This window comes from Aquimarina sp. Aq78 (genome assembly GCF_900299525.1).
Lineage (GTDB): Bacteria > Bacteroidota > Bacteroidia > Flavobacteriales > Flavobacteriaceae > Aquimarina.
Genome location: NZ_OMKA01000036.1, coordinates 71952 through 92779, shown reverse-complemented (window position 1 = coordinate 92779; position 20828 = coordinate 71952). Strand labels below are relative to the sequence as shown.

4 protein-coding genes are annotated in these 20828 nt (G+C 35.6%); all 4 read right to left on the bottom strand.

Translation table 11 applies throughout. From position 1 onward, the window contains the following. A partial coding sequence (locus DG435_RS25325) for a hypothetical protein (protein WP_159098274.1) occupies positions 1 to 407 on the bottom strand: 407 nt, incomplete at its 3' end. Positions 408 to 417: 10 nt separating this feature from the next. Continuing rightward, positions 418 to 19704, bottom strand: coding sequence for an SDR family NAD(P)-dependent oxidoreductase (locus tag DG435_RS25320; protein ID WP_106793599.1), 19287 nt, complete (start codon positions 19702 to 19704; stop codon positions 418 to 420). 35 nt (positions 19705 to 19739) lie between these two features. Next, on the bottom strand, positions 19740 to 19913 hold the full coding sequence (locus DG435_RS25795) for a hypothetical protein (RefSeq protein WP_159025654.1): 174 nt from the start codon (positions 19911 to 19913) through the stop codon (positions 19740 to 19742). A 24-nt stretch (positions 19914 to 19937) separates the two neighbouring features. Then, positions 19938 to 20768, bottom strand: a complete 831-nt coding sequence (locus DG435_RS25315) for a hypothetical protein (protein WP_106793600.1) — start codon at positions 20766 to 20768, stop codon at positions 19938 to 19940. Positions 20769 to 20828: the final 60 nt, after the last annotated feature.

Genomic DNA, 20828 nt, shown 5'->3' with positions numbered 1-20828 from the left:
CCAATGACTATTTGAATATGTATTTTACCCTGGGGCTTGTTAGAAAGTATATTGCGGATATAATCAAAACAGGATATAGCATAACGCTCATATCGATCAGCAATACTCTGCTGATCGTCAGATTGTAAGCTTAAAATCTTACAGTCTGGAAGTAACGCTTTAATTTCCTTTTCTTCCACACCCGATATTTCACACAAAATGATATGCTGCTGAGTATATTCTATCTGATCTTTAGAAAGTATATCTAATGAAATAGGTTCCCATACCGAATTTGCCAACAAAACACCTGTAGCCGTAGCTTTATCTTGTTTTTGTAGCTTAATAGTTTTGATCTTATCCAGTGCTTCTTTCTTGGTAAGCTTTCCTCTGGAGATATCTCTATATATTTTTATTAATTCTTGTTTCATGTGTCTAAAATCAATTTAACTCAGCTGCTGCTTCTATTGAGATTTCATTATTAAGAACTTTTTCAATTATGTTTTTATAAAAATCATCATCATAGGTTCCATCAATTGATATTTTTTGAGAAGTAAAGCCTGTTTCTCTATTCAGAGTTCGTGATGAAAACCCATGCATCTGTACACAAATATTTCCTTCGTGATCACATAGATCAAGATCAATTTTAATGAGTTTATCTCCAGGTTTACTATCTTTTGCATAGCGTGCCCAGACAAACATTTCTGGGACGCAAGCAGAGATTATTCGTATAGTTTCTAACGAGAAAGGGAGTAATGGACGGGATGGTAAATCATCAAAATCAACCATTAACCCAATACATGCCTGAAGTGCACTGTCCATTAAACCTGGATGTAAAGTGAAATCTTTCTGATTGGTTTTATTCTCTACTGGCAAACTAAGATGTGCGAGGAGTTGATCTTCTCCCATATAAATGGCAGTTATCCCCTGATGTGCCGGACCATAATCAAGCCCAAATTGTTTAAAAGAACTATAAACAGTAGAAGGTTCAATTATTGTTTGCTTCATCTGTTTCCTAAGTTGATCAGTATTCAGTTTGGAAGGTATTTCCTTTCTTCTGAATATAGCTTCTCCTTGGCAATGTATAGTCTCTTTCTGCTCCTCTGTTTCATCATTCAGACTATATATCTCAAATTCTATTTTTTCTACCGCACCGCTCTTTTCTTCATTCTCAAATAGAGCTATTGATATCTCTTTATATTTTTCTACAACTACAGGTTTTAACCATACCGTATTTTGCAGTTCCAAAATGAATTGTTCTCCATGAACAGGTGATGCCTGATTTATGGCAACCTGAGCCATTTCTAAATAGGCTACCGCTGGTAATATCTTATGTCCATCCACCAGATGATCTTTTAAAAAGAATTCTTCACCATTAAAAACGGTTGTATAGCTTTGCTGACTTAAGTCAGAAGTATTTTGATGGAGCAGTGGATGAATTGTTGTAGTACTACTTTCTGGTACCCTAATTAGCTCGTTGCTTTTGGAGATGTTACACCAGTAACGTTCTTTTGCAAATGGATATGATGGTAAATGAATACGATTGGGTTTAACTTCTGTATATAACTTATTCCAATCTAATTCAAGCCCCTTTACCCATAAGTCAGCAAGGTTAGATAGTTTATTTTTGGTTATCCATTTATTAATAATTTCCTGCAAGTCAATATCTCTACTAAACAGAGTGTGAATATCCTTATTTCGATTAGCTTTCCCTATCCAGGTATTTTCAATTGCACGTTCTCCATCAATATAAACTTGAAGTTTTTGAGCCAGTTCTTCTACCGAATTAACAATAAAGCTTAAGCGCTCTTCCATAGCTTCCCTACCCACCTGTAGGGTATAAGCCATATCTACCAAATCAAGATTTCTAGTTGACTGCAATCCTCCTTCTTCCTCTATTTGAATAAACTCTAAGAGATCTTTGGCCTTTTGCAGCAACTGCTCATGTGTTTTGGCCGAAAGTGGTATTATTACAAGGTTTTTTGTTTTGGAAATAGGATTACTTCTTGGTTGAATATATTCTTTAATGACCAGATGAGCATTAGTACCACTATGACCAAAAGAGTTAATCGCTGCCATTCTAGCTCTATTAGACGGTTTCCAGTCCTCTACTTCGGTATTTATATAAAAAGGAGATTCTTTAAATTCAATTAGAGGGTTGATAGTTTTGAAGTTTAACAACTTTGGTATCTTATTGTGTTGCATAGACAATAATACTTTGATCAATCCAATAACTCCGGCGGCAGCAGCTGTATGGCCAATATATGATTTAGCACTACCAATAGCACAAAACCCTTTATTGTCTGTGAAATTCTGGAAAGCTCTTACTAAAGCATTCGTTTCTACTGGGTCTCCTAATTTTGTTCCTGTTCCGTGTGCTTCAACATAATTGATTTCTTTTGGATCAATTTTGAATTTTTTATAAACATCTACAATAAGTTTTTCCTGGGCCTCTCCATTAGGTGCCGTGATTCCATTACTTGCTCCATCCTGATTAATCCCTGATCCGGATATCAATCCATAAATCTTATCTCCTGATTCAATAGCATCTTCCAAACGTTTCAATACTACAATACCTATACCTTCAGAGATAATAGTTCCGTTTGCTTCTTTATCAAAGGTGAAACAACGACCATTAGGAGAAAGCATTTCTATCTTATCTAAACGAATGAGTACGTTCTCATCTAAACATGCATTAACGCCTCCTGCCAATGCCAAATCTGTTTCTTTATTTCTTAAGCTTTCGCATGCCAAATGCAACGCTACTGCCGAAGAAGAGCAACCTGTATTAACTACAAAGGATGGACCATTAAGGTTTAAAGTATAGGACAAACGAGAAGCTATAATAGCATCGGAATAGCCTGTAAAAGTTTCTCCTGTGTATCCTGTAGGTTCTGCTCCTATATAGATACCTGTTTGAGAGCCCGAAAGATCTTTTGGATTGTATCCCGAATTTTCGATGGCATTCCAACTTTCCTGTAAAACCAATCGTTGATGTGGATTCATCGACTCTGCTTCCTTAGGAGAAATATTAAAGAACAGAGGATCAAAACAATCTCTGTCTTCAACTATTCCACCCCATTTACATCGTGTTTTATCTGGTTGTTTTTCGATACTGAAGTATTTTCTTTGATCCAGGTAACGATCAGGAAGTTCATCAACTCCATCAACTCCCTGTATCAGATTTTGCCAGAATTGACTAATATTATCTGCTTTTGGGAACATCCCTGATATTCCAACCACAGCAATCTCTGAGCTGTTCTCTTCAATTTTTCCGGAATCATGTTTTCCAAACAGATTTGTTCTAAAAGCAAATCTGTTTGGAGGTAAAACACTCCCTATACTAGCTGCCTCTTCTTTATATATAGGTTGTCCTGGATCCTCCTCTGTTGTTACCGAAATATCATGTTGTATTTCCAGGGTGGATTCTATCTGTGCCTGATAAGAGTTATTTATATGTTTACTCAAACGATTTACCGATGAGTGTTCAAAAATGATAGCAGTATTAAGTGAAATAGAAAGTACTTCATTGACTCGATTTATAAAACTTACTCCTAGAATTGAATCAATTCCATAATCCGAAAAGGCAATATCCAAATCGATATTTTCAGGGGAAATTTTTAAAGTCTCCGATAAACTATCTAGGATTTTAGTACGAATATGTTCCCGTATATTTTGTGAAGGTTTCGAAATTAAGCTTTGCTCTCGTATTGAAACAGTTGTTTGTTTCTGAATCTGAGGAGGCTTACTTTTGGTTACATTTGGAATAGTTTTGGCAGTTATCTCTTTCGGTTTTACTGATATTTTTTGCCTAATTACCCCGTTACTCTGGGCCATAATTATCTGTTGTCCGACAAAATGTGTTTCTTTTGCCGGAAACAATACTAAAGGAAAACCTTCTTCTTTTAGAACTTGTTCCCAAGTAGCGGGAAATACTCCTGGGCTACCTGGCATACGAAGATCAGAGTCCTTGAAAAGCCACCATCCGTCTAGTAACCCAAATGTCAAGTGATTAAAGAGTGCTGGAGTACTTAATTCATTGATCAGCAAATATCCATTTTGATTCAAAATGGCTTTTGCGTTCTGTAAAGTACGTCGTATATCTTTGGTAGCATGTAACACATTAGCGGCAATCACCAGATCATAAGTGCCAATTTCAATATCCTGATCCTCTACGGGTTGTTCTATATCAAGCCTCTCACAGTGTATGTAAGGGTTTTCTGGCACATAATTTTTTTCTGCATGGAAAAAGAATGCTTTTGAAAGGTCTGTATAGCAATATTTCTCTATGGACTTCTTAAAAGGCTGTAGTTTTGAAAAAACAATAGCTGAAGTTCCTCCTGTACCTGCTCCAATTTCAAGTATTCTTAATTTAGCCTTAGGCTCTAATTGTAATCTTTGATGCACATATGCTACTATCGCATTGGCTATAATTTCATTAAAGGTATCAGACTGTAGGTTGTTTTTATATACTCCTTCTACTTTATCCATAGAAGAATTAGGAAATATGATGTCTGTAGCCAAAACATTGCCTTGTAAAACTTCTGGGAGTTTTTCTAAACAATCATGTACAAGTGTAACCCACGCTTTACGATCTGGATTTTGTAAATATTTCTCTTTTTCTATATTCCATTTACTCCAAATCTCTTTAGTATTTGCTTTTTTCCATTCAGTAATGATATTGTCTTCATATTGAATATATCCGCTCTGTTTCAACCTTTGTAGACAAGTATTCCACCATGGGATATATTTATTTAAAATCCCACATTGTTTATATAAGGTGGATACTTCCAATACCTTCTCGTCACTATTGGACTTTATCAACTGATCTATTTGACAAAACAATAATTGATAAAGCCAATCTTCTAATTTACTATTCTCTTCAATGTGTTTCAGTTCTTTGATTTTTTCCTGCGGAATCTCGATTGTAGATTCTGATACTATTATTGAAGATGAATCTGGTATTCTTGTTAAGGATATTAATTCTTCTTTATTGCAATTCATCAATGTTTCAATATGTTGTGACGTTTTCATACATAAAACCTGATGAACCCTTCCTTGCATAAGTTCACTAACGAATTGTTCGAAGCATTTAAATCCTTCATTGTCCTCCAGGGCTTCGAAATTCCCGGTTGAAATATCTTCATTACGTTCTGCAATAGTTTCAATTGAAGATTTCCAGAATCCCCAATTTATAATTCCAACAGGAAAATCTGATTGCTTTCGAATTGAGTGAACAAAGCTATCGGCATACGTAATTCCGCTCGCATATGCAGAAAGTTTAGCTGCTCCAGAAAAAGAATAGGCCTGTCCCGAGGAGAAATAACACATAAAATCGAGAGGTTCCTTTTTCAGAGCTGTATAGAATACTGAGCTTCCCTGGGCTTTCAGATCAAAAATTGATCTGAATTCTTTTTCTGTAGTTTGATCTAATGAATTTTCAAAATCAAAGACCATTCCGGCAAAAATGGCTCCATTTATATTATGATATTCTTGTGTAATGGATGCTACTGCTTGTTCGAAATCATTCTGATGAGTAACATCAGCTTGGATATATTTCAAATTCCCTCCGGATTCTTTACATAATTCCATCGCCACCTGAACCTTCTTTGAGGTTACTTCACTTCTTCCTATCCATACAACTGTGGCTCCATATTTTTTGATCAGTTTACGTGTAATGATTTTACCAACAGTACCGCTTCCGCCTACGATAAGATAAACGCCATTTTGGCGAATAGCAGAATTAACCGGAGTGTTCCAGTTTAATTTATATAATGTTTGACGATACCTCTTTCCTGATCGAACTTTAAACACTTCTCCTCTATCTGTAGAAGGTTCTTGAAGTATAATCTCTAATACTTTCTTACGACCATCTATTGTTTTTAGATCCTCTGAGGACAAATCAATGTTTCTAACACGGAATTGATAACTCCCTTGAGCAAGTGAATACGCCAAACCTGTAATACCAGCTCCCCCATATTGATTTGGTTCTTCATGAATAGAGTGAGTATCCAGTGTTAATACATAAGATTCAATGTTCTCTTTTACCTTATTGTTTTGCTTAAGAACTTTAACAAGACGTGAAAATTGAATTTCATTGCTTTTATGACTATACTCCAATTTATTTAAACTTAACGAATTAGAGAATTCATCTTGCATAGAAAGAAAATACAACGCATCTATTTCATCGATATTCTTCAAACAACTTTGAAATCCTTCAGGGTCGTCTGTACCACATAGCCACTCCTTGTCGGATACCTGCTTTGTTTTATTTGCCATTCTAACAAGAAGGGACTTTGTATTATTCTGATCATAATAGTGCAGAATTTCCTTTTCAAGCCCTAAGGTCGATCCACTACAAACAATTAATACTGTTTTATGAGTTACAGTAGTATTTTTTGATACTACAGGTTGTACTTCCCATTTGGTCTGATAACTTACTCCATCCCATAATTGAGTTGTTTCTATAGTGGTTCCTTTTGATTTTATTTGTGAAGGAACCACTAGTTCCAAACCTCTCATAGTTATAGCTACATTCCCCTGTTGATCACACAGGTCAATGTCCAGTTTAATTTGCTTGTCATCGGGTTGAGTTTCTTGTGATAATCGTACCCAAGCAAACATTTCTTCGACACAAGCTGACACAACAGTTAATGAATCCAAAGCTACTGGGATCAATGGTTCTACACTTCCAATTAACACGACACTTGCCTGTAATATACTATCTATGATACTGGGATGTAGCACATAATTGCCTTGACTTATAGGTGGTATTTCACACCTAGTCAACAATTGGTTATTTCCTTGATATATAGATTTTAGTGCCTGAAAAGATTGCCCATAACTTATACCAATATTGTTTAGAGTAGTATAGAGATCAGATATTTCTACAGAATCTTCTCCCATTTGTCTCATCAAACCTTGCACATCCAATTTTGAAGTATTAGATGTTACACTAAAAACTGCATTACCTTTAAAATGACATATTTCTGCACCAACCTCTTGGCTAAAAATTTCGTAACTGATTTGATTTTCATTCGGTGGAGATAAAACGATCTTAATATTTTTATCCTTATTAACAATGCATGGTTCTATCCATTCTAAATGGTGCATTTCAATAATTAGTGATTCTTCTGTTATAGGTAAAGCCATTTTAACAGCAGCTCTTGCCATTTCTAAATAAATACTAGTCGGTAATGCTGTATGCCCCTGATATTGATAATCTTTTAAAAAGAATTCATTTCCTCTAAAAGTTGAACTATAACTTTGCTGAATAAGATTGGAAGTATTTTGATGTACTAATGGGTGTAGTTTATGTAAGCTACTTCCTGATTGATCTTTCGGTATTGTATTTACCCAATAACGATCTTGAGCAAATGGATAAGTAGGTAAAGCAATACGTTTGGGTTTATTATCTCCATAGAATTTTTTCCAGTCTATCGTCAAGCCTTTAACCCACAACTCAAGTAATTTGGGTAGTTTCTTACGGATAATCCATTTATCAATCGCCTCTTTCATGTCATCATCATCATTGATAATCCTAATATCTTCCTGATTGCGCTTTGCTTTACCTCTATAAGTATCTTCAATGTCCTCAACATCATCAAGATAATCTTGAAGTTTTTCGGCCAATTGGGTGACTGATCCTACTATAAATCCAAGGCGTTCTTCAAACTCTTCTCTACATACCTGAAGACTATATCCTAATTCTTGTACATCAACAGTCTTTTGAGATGGTGATACAATAAAATCTAGCAAATCACGAGTTCTTTGTTGTAACTGTTCTTCGGTTCTTGCGGAAAGAAGAATCATTACTTTTTCATTTTGAGTCGTTCGAGGAATCGAATCTATATTTTCTATCAGTTCCTGATACTCTTCAATAACGACATGAGCGTTGGTTCCACTTCGTCCAAAGGAACTTACGGCTCCCAGGTATGGTTTGCCTTCCTCCTTAGTCCATTCACAGGTTTCTTTATTTATAAAAAATGGATTTTCATTTCTGGTGATATAATCATTTTCCTCTTTGCAGTTTAAACTTCCAGGAATTTGACGGTATTGCATGGCTTTTACTAAATTAACCACACTAACTAACCCAGAGGCTGCCAATGTATGTCCCACATTACTCTTACAACTCGTCAAAGCACAATGTTCTTGCTTTATCTGGGATTGCTTGTTACTATTTAGTTTTTTAAAAGCTTTAATCAAAGCATTTATCTCAACAGGATCACCAAGTTTGGTACCTGTACCATGGGTGACGATATATGATAGATCATTGGTATCAATTTGGTAATCTTTGTAAACCTTTTCTATTAATTCAGATTGTCTGTCTCCATTAGGTGCAGTAACTCCATTGGTTTTACCATCGAAATTAATACCACTAGCTTTGACTGTTCCATATATTGAATCACCTTCTGCAATAGCTTCTGATAATGGTTTCAGCATAAGTACTACAACAGATTCTCCCACTCCAATACCATTAGCATTTTTTGAGAAAGAGTAACAATGACCATCTTCTGATAGCATACCTGCCTTACTCATCATCATGTAATTTTCTGGTGAAAGGAGCAGTGAAATACCCGCTACTATTGCTGATTTACATTCTCCTTGACGCAGACTTGACACAGCTTGATGTAAGGCTACCAATCCTGATGAGCACGCTGTATTTGTAGCAATAGCCGGTCCATGTAAATCAAGAAAGTAAGAAAGTCTAGAACTTATCATGGCATTACCACTGGTAGTAATGCCTTGCCGCCCTGTGATTTGATCGTATTGACTTTCTTCCATTCCAACAAAAACACCTACTTTTTCACCTCTGATATCATTTGGAGATATTCTTGCATCTTCTATAGCTTTATAGGTTTCCATTAGAAGTAAGCGTTCGGCAGGATCCATTTGCTCAGCCTCACGAGGGGAAATTTCAAAAAACAACGGATCAAACTCATCCATACCATGAATAAAACCTCCTTTATTAGTAATCATTTTATTGTTGGCATCACCTGGAGTGGTAAAATAATCATGCCAGTTCCATCTGTTAGAAGGTATTTCGGTAATCGCATCTTTACCTTCTGCAAGCAATGTCCAAAATTGATCTACCGTTTCAGCCTGAGGAAAACGCCCAGACATACCCACAATTGCGATAGGTTCCTGATTTACGACTGGCAGTTTAGAATTAAATCGAGGTCTAAAACGACGATTAAGATCCGGCTTAACACTTTCTAATTTAGTTGTAGTAATTTTTCCTTTATCAGTTTCATTAACAACTTTAGTCTGGCTGTAAAAACTTTCTATGTGTATAGCATGCTCCTGCAGAAAATACTCTCCCAACTTACTAATAGTAGTAGCACTAAAAAATATTGCTGGCGTTATTTCCAATCCAAAATAAGCTGTCAGTCTTTTAGCAAATTTACTTAGGCTAATAGAGTCAAAACCATATTCTGTTAAATTCTTAGTAGTACTTAGTTCTGTTTTTTTGATTTTAGTCAATCCAGAAATCTGTTGCTTTAAGTCGGAAATGATACATTCCTTCACTGAAAGTCCTTGGTATTGAAATTTCCGTACTTTATCCTCGTTGTATTTTGTTTGTCCAGGAACGCTTTCTACATTAATTGGCTGCCTAACCTGATATAATCGATTCAATGTCTGCTCAAGACGGGATGGTTTTCCCAGTATCACGAGTGTTTGCGTCATATCTGACTTTAAAAGGTCATGCCAAAGGTCTATACCTTGTGATGTTTGTAATGGTTCCTGACCACTGCTTTTCAAATAAAAGGAAGTTTGTTCCTTATCACTTGTACCCATATTGCCTTCTTGCCATAGTGGCCAGTTGATGACAACTGTTTTCCCATTACGTTGCTCTTTTTGTTCACGATATTGGCTATAAGCCATTTGGAAACGGCTAGCTACTGCATAATCACAAGAACCAAAATCACCAAGTAAAGCCGATACTGATGAAAAGTAGCAAATGAAATCTAATGAAGGTTCATTAAATATCTCATCTAATAATATAGAACCAATAGTTTTAGGATGAAGTACTGTATTGATATCCTCTGTTGATCTATTGTTAAAAGGTTCTGAGGATTCTACTCCTGCCGCATGAATAATACCAGAAAGGTTAAAAGGCAGATCAGACTTCAAAGCTAATATTCCCTTTCTGTCACTAACGTCAACAGATGTATAGTATACTTCTCCGGTACCCGTTTCTTTTAAACTCTTAATTTGCTCTTCGATATCAGAGGTTATCTGACGCCTACCTACCAATATAAGATTAGCATTATAATTTTTCGCCAGGTAATAAGCAAACTGTAAACCCAAACTACCACAACCACCTGTAATTAAATAACTTCCATTTTGTTTCAGTACAGATTCTTTGTCTGTTTTATCGGTTTTACATGATTGTATTGATAGTATATGTCTTTTCTTATCCTTATACCATAATACTCCATTCCGTTGTGATGCATCTAACAATTGTTTAGATGTACAGGAAGGTATGTCTGTATAAAGTAATGATACTTGAATATTTGGTAGAAGTAATTTTAATGATCGTTCAAAACCAATCCAAGAGTAATCCCAACAAGTATTAACTTCTGAAGGATTATAATATCCGACCAGTGTCACGTGAGTTACTGAAGATATAGATGATTTAATAGTTTTAAACAAATCAAATAACATGTGAACACTTGTTTCACCCTGATCTTTTGCCCAAGTATATATGATACGAACAGGTTTACTCTCTTCATCAGTAACTTGATTAAGTATTTTACCTATATCACCTTGGTTAGTTGGATGACAATGATATAACTTAGGTGTCACTTGCCGAAAACTATCAGCCTGCTCGACCATAATAGCTTTGGACAACAGATTCTCTGTTTCAATTACCAATTTTTCACGAAAATCCTTATCCGTAAAAATAATGGTCTGTTGATCATCCGATCCTGCCTCTATATTGATATCTGGTTGATCTTGCCAATATTCTCTATAAAATAATGTTTGTGTTGTTTCTTGTGGTTGAAACAGTTCTTTGTTGGTTATATTTTCATTAACATTAGTAAATGCTTCTATTCTTGTTTGATTATCACTACCAAGTGATAACTCTCTAATTTGTGTACAAACACTGCCTTGGTCATCATACAGATCTATATCCAAGTTGAAATTTTCATCTCCTGATTGATGGTTTTTTGAAAAACGAGTCCATATATGCATGTTTTGTGTACAAGGTGATACTACTTGTATCGACCCCAAATTCAAAGGAATTAATCTCTTATGTTTATTTTCAAAAAAATCAACACCTTTTAATATATGTTCTATGATCGCAGGGTATATCACAAAACCTTTTTGATTACTAAGGGTATGATCCGACAAACTTAATTGGATCAATGATTGATACTCTTTCTGATATATATCTATAATTTCTGAATGAGTTATACTCTTTTTAATTTGCATCATCTGTCCTTTAAGCCACTCTATGTCTTTTTGACTTGATACTGATGAATTGTTAATGCGCGCTACTCCCTGGCAATGGATTATTTCTTCGTTTCCTGCATTACTACATATTTCAAAATCAATATAAACGTTGTCTTTTTCATATAAAGAAATAGTAAATTCTGTATTGGGATCAGCAATCATAGGGTCCGACCATACTATATTATTTAGCTCTATACTTGACTCTGTCTGTAATGAGTGTTCAATAGCTGCACGAGCCATTTCTAAACTTGCTAATTCTGTTATGAATTTTACCCCAGTTTGTTGATCATAATTTAAAAATGATTCTCTACCGGTAAATATTGAACTATAACGTTGCTGATGAATCATAGATGTATTCTGATGCAGCAAAGGATGTATTATCGTTTCAGAAACTTTTGGCGATGAGAAATCACTAACTTCTTCATTAAACCAATATCGCTCTTTAGCGAAAGGATAAACCGGTAAATTTGTCCTAAGAGGTTTGTCCTCTCCATACAATTTATTCCAATCCAGATCATGCCCTTGAACCCATAAACTGATAAGATTAGAAAGTTTTTTCTGTTGAATCCATTTATCAACTGTTTCTTGTAAATCCGTATCATTAGAAAATAAGGAAATAGTGGCTTTATTACGTTTTGCTTCTCCCAGAAATACGTCTTGAACGTGTTTTTTACCTTCTATATACGTTTTCAATTTTTTTATTAATTGATCTGTAGTATTAGCTACAAATCCCAGGCGCTGTTCCATCTCCATTCTTCCTACCTGTAGCGTATATGATACTTGAACCATATCAAGAGATTGTCTCTCTTTATCAATATAAGTCAACAGATCAATAGCCTTTTGCTTCAATTGTTCCTCGGTTTTGGCAGATAAAAGGAAAACACAATCATTATTTAGAACGCCATCAGAATCTTTGATATTTCTATCTAACGATGACGAGTACTCTCCTATAACCATATGAGCATTGGTCCCACTAAAACCAAAGGAACTGATAGCGGCCTGACGTTTTTGAGTTCCCTCGATCTCCCAATCTTTCAATTTTGTATTAATATAGAACGGACTGTTTTCTAAACCGATGTGTTCGTTCAATTTTTCAAAATTAATAGTTGGAGGTAGTTTCTTATATTTTAATGACATCAGAAGCTTAATCATACCCGCTACACCAGCCGCCATTAAGCAATGACCTATATTACTTTTTACCGACCCCAGTGCACAGTACTCCTTTTCTGGAGTATATTTTTTAAAAGATTCTACCAAGGCCTCTACTTCAATCGGATCTCCTAATTTTGTTCCTGTTCCATGGGCTTCAACTAACTGAATGGAAGATGGGTCGATATTATATTTATCATAAACTTCTTGTTGCAACTTAGATTGAGCTTCTGTATTTGGAGCTGTGATTCCGTTGGTCTTGCCATCTTGGTTAGTACCCCACCCTTGAATAACCCCAAGAATATTGTCTTTATCTCTTTCTGCATCTTCCAGTCTTTTTAACATAACCACTCCAACCCCTTCACCAGGTACAAATCCATTGGCTCGTTGATCAAAAGTATAGCATGTTCCCTCTGGTGATAGCATCCCCATTTGTGAAGTTTTGACATGCATATCAGAACCAACACCAACATAAACTCCTCCTGCCAGCATGAGATCACTTTGACCAAGAATTAAGGAATCACAGGCGTTGGCAATGGCCACCAATGAGGATGAACAAGCTGTATCAATGGTTAAACAAGGTCCCTGTAAGTTTAGGAAATAAGATATACGTGCAGCCAGTATAGAATTATCTCCACCTGTAAAACCATAAGCACTTGTTCTTAGATTCTTTGATAACAGATGATAATCTCCCTGACCACAGCCTACAAATACACCGCATTTGCTATTAGCCAATGATTCGGCATTATAACCTGCATATTCTATGGCATGCCAACAGGTCTGCAAAAACAGTCTCTGTTGCGGATCCATATGCTCTGCTTCCGAGGGTGATATATTAAAAAATAAGGGATCAAAAAGATCATATTCTTCTAATGCCCCCATCCATTTGCTATAGGTCTTTTCTGGGGCTGTATCTCCTTCCTGATAGTATTTATCAATATCCCATCGTTCTTTAGATATTTCATTAATGCAATTTTTACCCTGAGCTATATTCTGCCAAAATGCTTCTACATCTTTGGCTTTAGGAAACCGACCTGCCATACCAATGACTGCAATAGATTTTGATTGGTCTTCTACAGGTACAGTTGGTTTCTGTGTTGATAAATTGTACTCAGAAATAGGTTTTTCTAATGTTAGCAATGAAGCGTTTATACTTTGTAATTCTATAGGATTATTGACATGATTAGTTTGTTTTTCCAGAACCTCCTGAACAGGTAATATTCCTTCTTTTTCTGCTTCTACTTTTACATAACTGCTAAATTGCTTCAGATTTGGATAACTATAAATTTTGGTTGCATTAATAGAAATCTTATATTTTTCATTGATCTTTCGTATCCAGGTTACACCAATAATAGAATCCAGACCAAGATCAATAAATGGAGTATCTTCATCAATCTCTCCCTCCTCCATGTGTAATTCTTGGGCCAATAGTTTTTTGAGACTTGCCAAGATCATAGACAACACATCTGTATCCTGAGATATGTTATGGAATCCAGAAGGAATCGATCCTTCTGCTTGGATTGCCTGATCCATTGTATCTTCTTTGGTAGTATTAAAATTGTTTTCAATACGTTCTAAAGTATCAGAACGGCCAACAAATGTTTTTTCGTGCATGGCCAGTTCCAGACTGTATGTTTCTTCCAAACGGATTCTTAACTTATCGGTCAACTGATCCTTAAGAGCTATTAAACTATCTCGGGAATTACCTACCAGCTGCTTGGCAAGAGTAAGCGCAGCAGAAAAAACCTCTTTACGGGGTAAAACCGGCAGAGGCAGTCCTTTTTCCTTTAACTCTTGACCCGAGTACTCCACTCCTGTCAACAAGGTATCTCTTGCCAGGTCATATCCTATTCTCTCAGGAAAAATCAGAGTCGATCCCGCTCCGGGAGTAAACCCATAGTTCATATAAGGACTCACATAATGCCCTCCTTCACTGAACAATGGAAAATCACAAAACATTCCCATCGACCAACCCGCACCGATCCCATGACCCTGCATAGCGCCTATCACTGGGATCTTACATTTAAGTGCCAAATGGTATATTTTGGCATCAGTAAATTTAATTTTACCCTCTTGGATATCCAGTAACATTTCTTTGGTTCCTCCTGAAATGAAATAATTATCATATCCTGTCAATATCACTACTTTATAGGCCGAAGATTCTGCTATATGCTCGAATATCTCTGTGATACCATCTATGAAGGCATCAGAAAACATATTCTTCGCCTCCCGGTCCTCCATCCTTACCTCTACTATCCCTTCCTGGTATACCGTGGCCCGTATAACTTCGGACTTTAGTTGAATCTTTGTAGGTTCCTGTGGTAAAGAAGTCTTGACATGTTCTTCAGTTTCTCGCCACAACGGTAATTGATCTATCTCTTCAAGGGTTGCTACTACTCTATCCTTCTTCCATTGTCTTATAGCTTCTATTGAAAGGAAACTCCATAGGGTCGCCAATTCCATAGCTGATGAAAAGGGATCCTTGGATACTAATAATGCCCCTCCCACTTGCTTCTGAAGCTCAATACCTCTATATATCTTGTTTGACAGCAATACTTCCTGGCATACATAAGATCCCAATCGATCTTCGAATATATATCCTGCCCGTCTTGATAATTCTGGTATCCCTAAAAGGCTCGAAGCCGAATAGTCTCCCTCTGTTTGGTAAATACACACATCACACGATTGAGCAATCAGCCAACCTATATCTTTTGCATTTTTCCTTATTGCCGATATTACGGGGATTGGTGATTCTATGAGCAACCGTTGGAACTCTAGAATTTCTCTTACCGATCCAGATACATCCGATACTCTAAGGAAACCTTCATCATCACTGGTAAGTACGATCGCTTTATGGCACCTTTCCTTCTTAACCTGACCAAGAATATCACCAAGACCCGACACAAGGGTTTTTAATCGGTATTTTTTCTCTCCCGTATGTATCCTGATTACCAGTATCTGATCCTTATCTGTTTCAACTGTTATATACTTCGAACGGGAAAAGACCTTGGATGAGGCTGAAGTTGTAGTGTCTTTTATCTTCAATGATTCAACTACACTTAATCCATCTGTTAGCCTTAAAATATTTCGCCCTAAGTGTTCCTTTAGAAGATGAAGAGAAATCTGTGGTTTGCCACATAGGGACTGAGCAAGTTTTTCTGTACAAACTCTTACCTCTTCGGAAGGGGCGATCGGAATACTCCAGCCTCTTTCCTCTAACTCATATCCTGTTGACACCCCTGATTGATATAGGAAATCTCTTGCGAAAACTTCTCCAAAACGCTCTCTGAAAAGCAATTCTTCTTCTAATGTAGGTAACGGTCCTTTGTCATAATCTGTATAGGAATATTTGGCTTCCTGGCTGCATACCATAAAATCACACAGTGCGCCCAACAGGAAACCACTACCTATGGCATCCCCTTGCATCTCTGCTATTATTGGATAGGGAAAATAAGCTATGGAACGATAAAGACCTTGCACTACCGATTCGTTATATGCTTCGCGCCCTCCTTGAAGAAAAGTATTTCCATTACCTCGGAGCAACAATACTTTTAGCTCTGGTAGTTGTTTTACATACTCCAGACTATGTATCAGCTCTACCACTAATTCACTCGAAAGAGTGTTATTTCTGTCAGCATTTATCTCCAGAGAATAAGTACCATTACCTTGATCAAACAGTTTTATGTAAGAAAGGTTATTTATAGTATGGTTTTCCTTCAGAGCCTCCTCTAATGTATCCGAAAGGGTGAACTGTATTTTTTGGTCCACGACCTGTTCTATCTCTTCCATTTTTATTTGCCCTGGAGGCATTAATGGGATATTAATAGGTTTTGACAGGGTCTCCTTATTAAAATCTTGAACTAATGAAACCTCTTTCTCTGTCTTCTTTAAAATCTGTGAAGGAATAGAGAGTTCTTCCGAAATGTTGGAAGTTTTGATTTTTACTTCTTCTTGTACTTTTTGTGTGGTTATTTGAGGATATTTTTCATCAAGGTCTTGCTGTTTTGTATAAGAAACCCAATATCCCTTTTTGTGGTCAAAAGGATATGTCGGAATTTCTAAGGTTTTAGGTTTGATTGGATACAGCTCTTCCCATTTTATGGTACTACCTTGACACCATTGTTCTGCTATATCCCTCAAATTAAGACTATCGACAATGATTTTATTATGATCTAATTGGTTTAGTTTTGATTTTTTTATGCTACCTACATAGGTGTTTTGTAGGTAAGACCCTTCTATAAAATTTACCAAATATGCTTTGAGATCTTCGATAGTATTATATACAAAAGCTAACCTATGTTCCATCTCCTCTTTGGTAGCTTGTAGGGTATATGATAATTGATAAGGAGTTACCGAAGAATTTTGATTTATATAACTCAGTATTTTTTTTACATAATCTTTCAGTATTTCTTCACGTCTTGCAGATAATATAAATAAGTATGGCCCTTCGATTCCTGAAGTGTTCTCTACCTCATCTTCCTTATAAGATTCTAAAACTACATGAGCATTAGCACCTCCTATCCCAAAACTACTTACTCCAGCAATAAGAGTATTTTGATCGTTATTTGGCAGCCATTCGGTTCCATTTTCCAGAATACGAAAAGGTTTATTTTCAATTTCAATTTTACTGTTTATGTTTTTGAAATTTTGACTAGCGGGCAGATAATTATATTTCATTGCCATAGTTACCTTTAGTAGTCCGGCAATTCCGGATGCTGCTTCTAAATGACCAATATTTGTTTTTATTGATCCTATCCAGCACCAGGGAGTAAGATTTTCATTTTTTTCATCTTGTAATGCTTGAAAAGCTTTGGTTAAACCCAATACTTCTATTGGATCTCCTAAGCTTGTACCTGTGCCATGTGCTTCTATATACGAAACATCCTGTATACCGATATTGGCTTTTGTATATGCTTCTTCAATAAGTTGTTTTTGTTTGTTTGGGTTAGGTACAGTTACCCCACCAGAATAGCCTCCATGATTTACGGCTGTACTTTTAATTAAGGCCAACACATTATCATTATCGGCAATTGCTTTTTTCAAAGGTTTTAAAAGGAACATTACGGCTCCTTCTCCTCTTACATATCCATTGGCTCTTTCATCAAAAGTGTAACACTTACCATCAATACTTAACATATTGGATTCTTTGTAAGCAATACTCTTTGTAGGTTCGCACATGAGGTGTATCCCTCCTACTATAGCTTGTTCACATTCATTTTGTTTGATTGAAGCAATCGCATTATTTATGGCAACCAACGATGAAGAGCAAGCCGTGTCTATTGTTAAACTAGGGCCATCAAAATCATAAAAATATGAAATCCGGTTTGAGAGCAGTGCCATTGCCGTTCCTGTCGCAGAAAACTCTTGAAGTTTAGGGTTTTTATGTAGTAGAGTCTCATAGTCGCTCCCGCTAGCTCCAATAAAAACACCTGTTTTACTCTTTTTTAATACCGAAGGTTTGTATCCAGAACTTTCTATGAGTTCCCATGTGAGTTCAAGAAGAATTCTTTGCTGTGGATCTATCATTTTTACTTCTCTTGGGGATATCCCAAAAAAAGATGCATCAAATTTATCTACATCTTTTATGTAGCCTCCGTAATTAATTCCTTTATGAATTCCGTGTATATCAATATCTTCTGGCCAATCCCATCTATCTTTTGGAGTAGTTGTGATGCAAGAATTTCCATTCACTAAATTTTCCCAAAATTCTTCTTTAGTATTTGCTCCTGGCATTTTTAATGAAAGTCCTATGATAGCAATATCATCAGAACCCACAGAGTTTTCCTTATCTTTTACTACTTCATTATCTTTTTTCAGATTAGGTACGGTATTGTATGTCGATAGCAAAAAAGATGCAATTTCTTTCACTGTAAATAGTCCATAAAATGTGCTTGGATTACTTTGGAAACCATACTCTATGTTAAGATGTTCTGAAAGTTCTGTATATACAATGGATTCAACTCCAAATCTCCTTAAATCTGTATGGATAGCAATCTCGTTATTTTCTAAAATTTTAGAAAAAAAGTTGATTATAGTTTCACATAGCTGTTCTTCGCTTAAATCGCTATTACCTTTGAAATTTTGGTTAAGTATTGGAGAATTATCAGGAGATTTAGTAGTATTTATATTTGGTGTATTTGTTTCTAAGAAAGGTTTCGTTTCGCCTTCCTTTTCACCTCTAATCCAAGCACTTGCAATTTCTAACGGTTCTGATAGCTTTTTAATCGTAAATATCTTTGCTATTAACACTCCATCCTTTTCTCTTATTAAAGAAGAACTTAGTTTAATTGTATTGTTATCCAGGTAAGAAAAGTTTTCTAAACTATACACCAATTCTTCATTTGCATTTGCATTTCCATAGTAGTGTATATCTCTCGCGATAGTAGAACTATCTTTGGCCCAATTATAGTTTTCGATTTCTCCAATGTATTTTTCCTGAAAAAAACTCAATTCACATTTATCACTTATTTTTGGGTAAGATGCAAAATATAAAAGACCAACACCGTTGATATCATCATAAGAATCAATTTGGTATTTTTTTTGAAATAAGGGTTTTACATCTGCATAGATATCAAATAAGCTATCATTAAGAATGATTTCTTTTATATCGTTACTTTCTTCTTTTTCAGGTTGAAAAAAACAAGATTTTACTTTAAAAAAGTCTTTGGCAACTTTAGGAAGTTTATTGTGATCTGAAATATTTTTATGTTCTACGCTTAGAGGTGTTCCTTTTATCAATTTTTGATTATTTCCCGAATTTCGAGAAGAAAAAACGGACATTAATTCTGTCTTCATTTTTTTATTTAGCCCGGTCACCTGGCCATTACTAAAAAACATCTTGTTACCATACTTTGACAGATAACTATTAATCTCTACTTCTTCGTTTTCACTGAATTCTCCCAGGCAACTATTAGACTCCCACTTTATTCGAACAAAGCTAGCATACAACCTATTTCCATTACTGTCAACCAATTTATCAGACTCTGTTTTCAGTCCTTCTGATATCATTTTCCAATGTATATCACCTAGTTCTTTCATTAACCAGTTTTCGGACAGTCCATCCCATAACATTTGTGGTATATTTAAACTATATGTTCGATTTTCGGACACTTTATTCATTATATTATGATCATTAAAAATTGGAAAATAAGCACCTACGCCAGGTCTTTTATGACCTTAGCGAATTGAATAAAATTTGCAACATCAATTGAAGGGGAGTGTAGATAGTTATCCTGTGTTATATTACTAACAACATCAGGTTTTCTATTAAGATAGAGAGCTTCCTCATAAGCCAGTATGCGCTTATGATCTACAAATTCAGAAGTCAAACTGGGGGTTTTATATCAGGTTTTTTATATCATCATTTCTTCTGGTTGACTAACTTCCTGAACATAATCAACCTTAGCGTTACGATATTTTTCTTTATCTAATATCTTTGGCATTTTTGCAAACGCATAGGGTAGCATACTAGGGATTAACCAATTAGCTAATGCATATGGAAAGTAACCTCCTGGATCAACTGCGTCGTATACAAATTCATATTCTACTTCACCATTCTTTAAAGGAGTGTATCGCCATCTATTATGCATTTTTGTCACCCGATGACAACGCTTATTAACGGGTAGTTTATCTGGTGCAGCTACAAAATTGAACTTCATTTCTTTACTAACAGGGTCTTGTGAAAATTCGGATTTAACTACAAATTCTCTATGCTTGAAAGGAGGAAAAAGCTTTTGTTTAAAAGTATAATACACCTGTTTTGGATCTGCTCCATCCAGCTTTGGGTCTGATCCATTTATATAGTATGAATCGAACATACCTACATCTTTTGCTGCATCAGGATTTCGCATAAGCGTTAAAATGCTTGCTAACTTGGCTTTAAGTCTTCCCACTATTTTAATTTTCAACCAAGTTTCTCCGGGAACTTTTAAAGTATACACTACCATTCCTTTCTTATCTGATTTCATTTTCCATTCGCCAGAACCTGAATTTTTCCAAAGGGAATGAATTGACGTTATAATAAAAGTAAGTAGTAATACTTCAACAAAAACCAATACAATTATTCCTAATTGTCCTTCTAAAAATTGATCCCATACAAAAGGTGCCGTAACTGCAACAGCAATGCTTAATAGTGTTAGCCCTAGTAAAAAACCACTGGTTTTATTTTTTTCTGAATTTTTCATGTCATTTATAATTTTTAGTGTAATAAATCAAAACTGTATGTTTCAAATAGTTTTGAACTT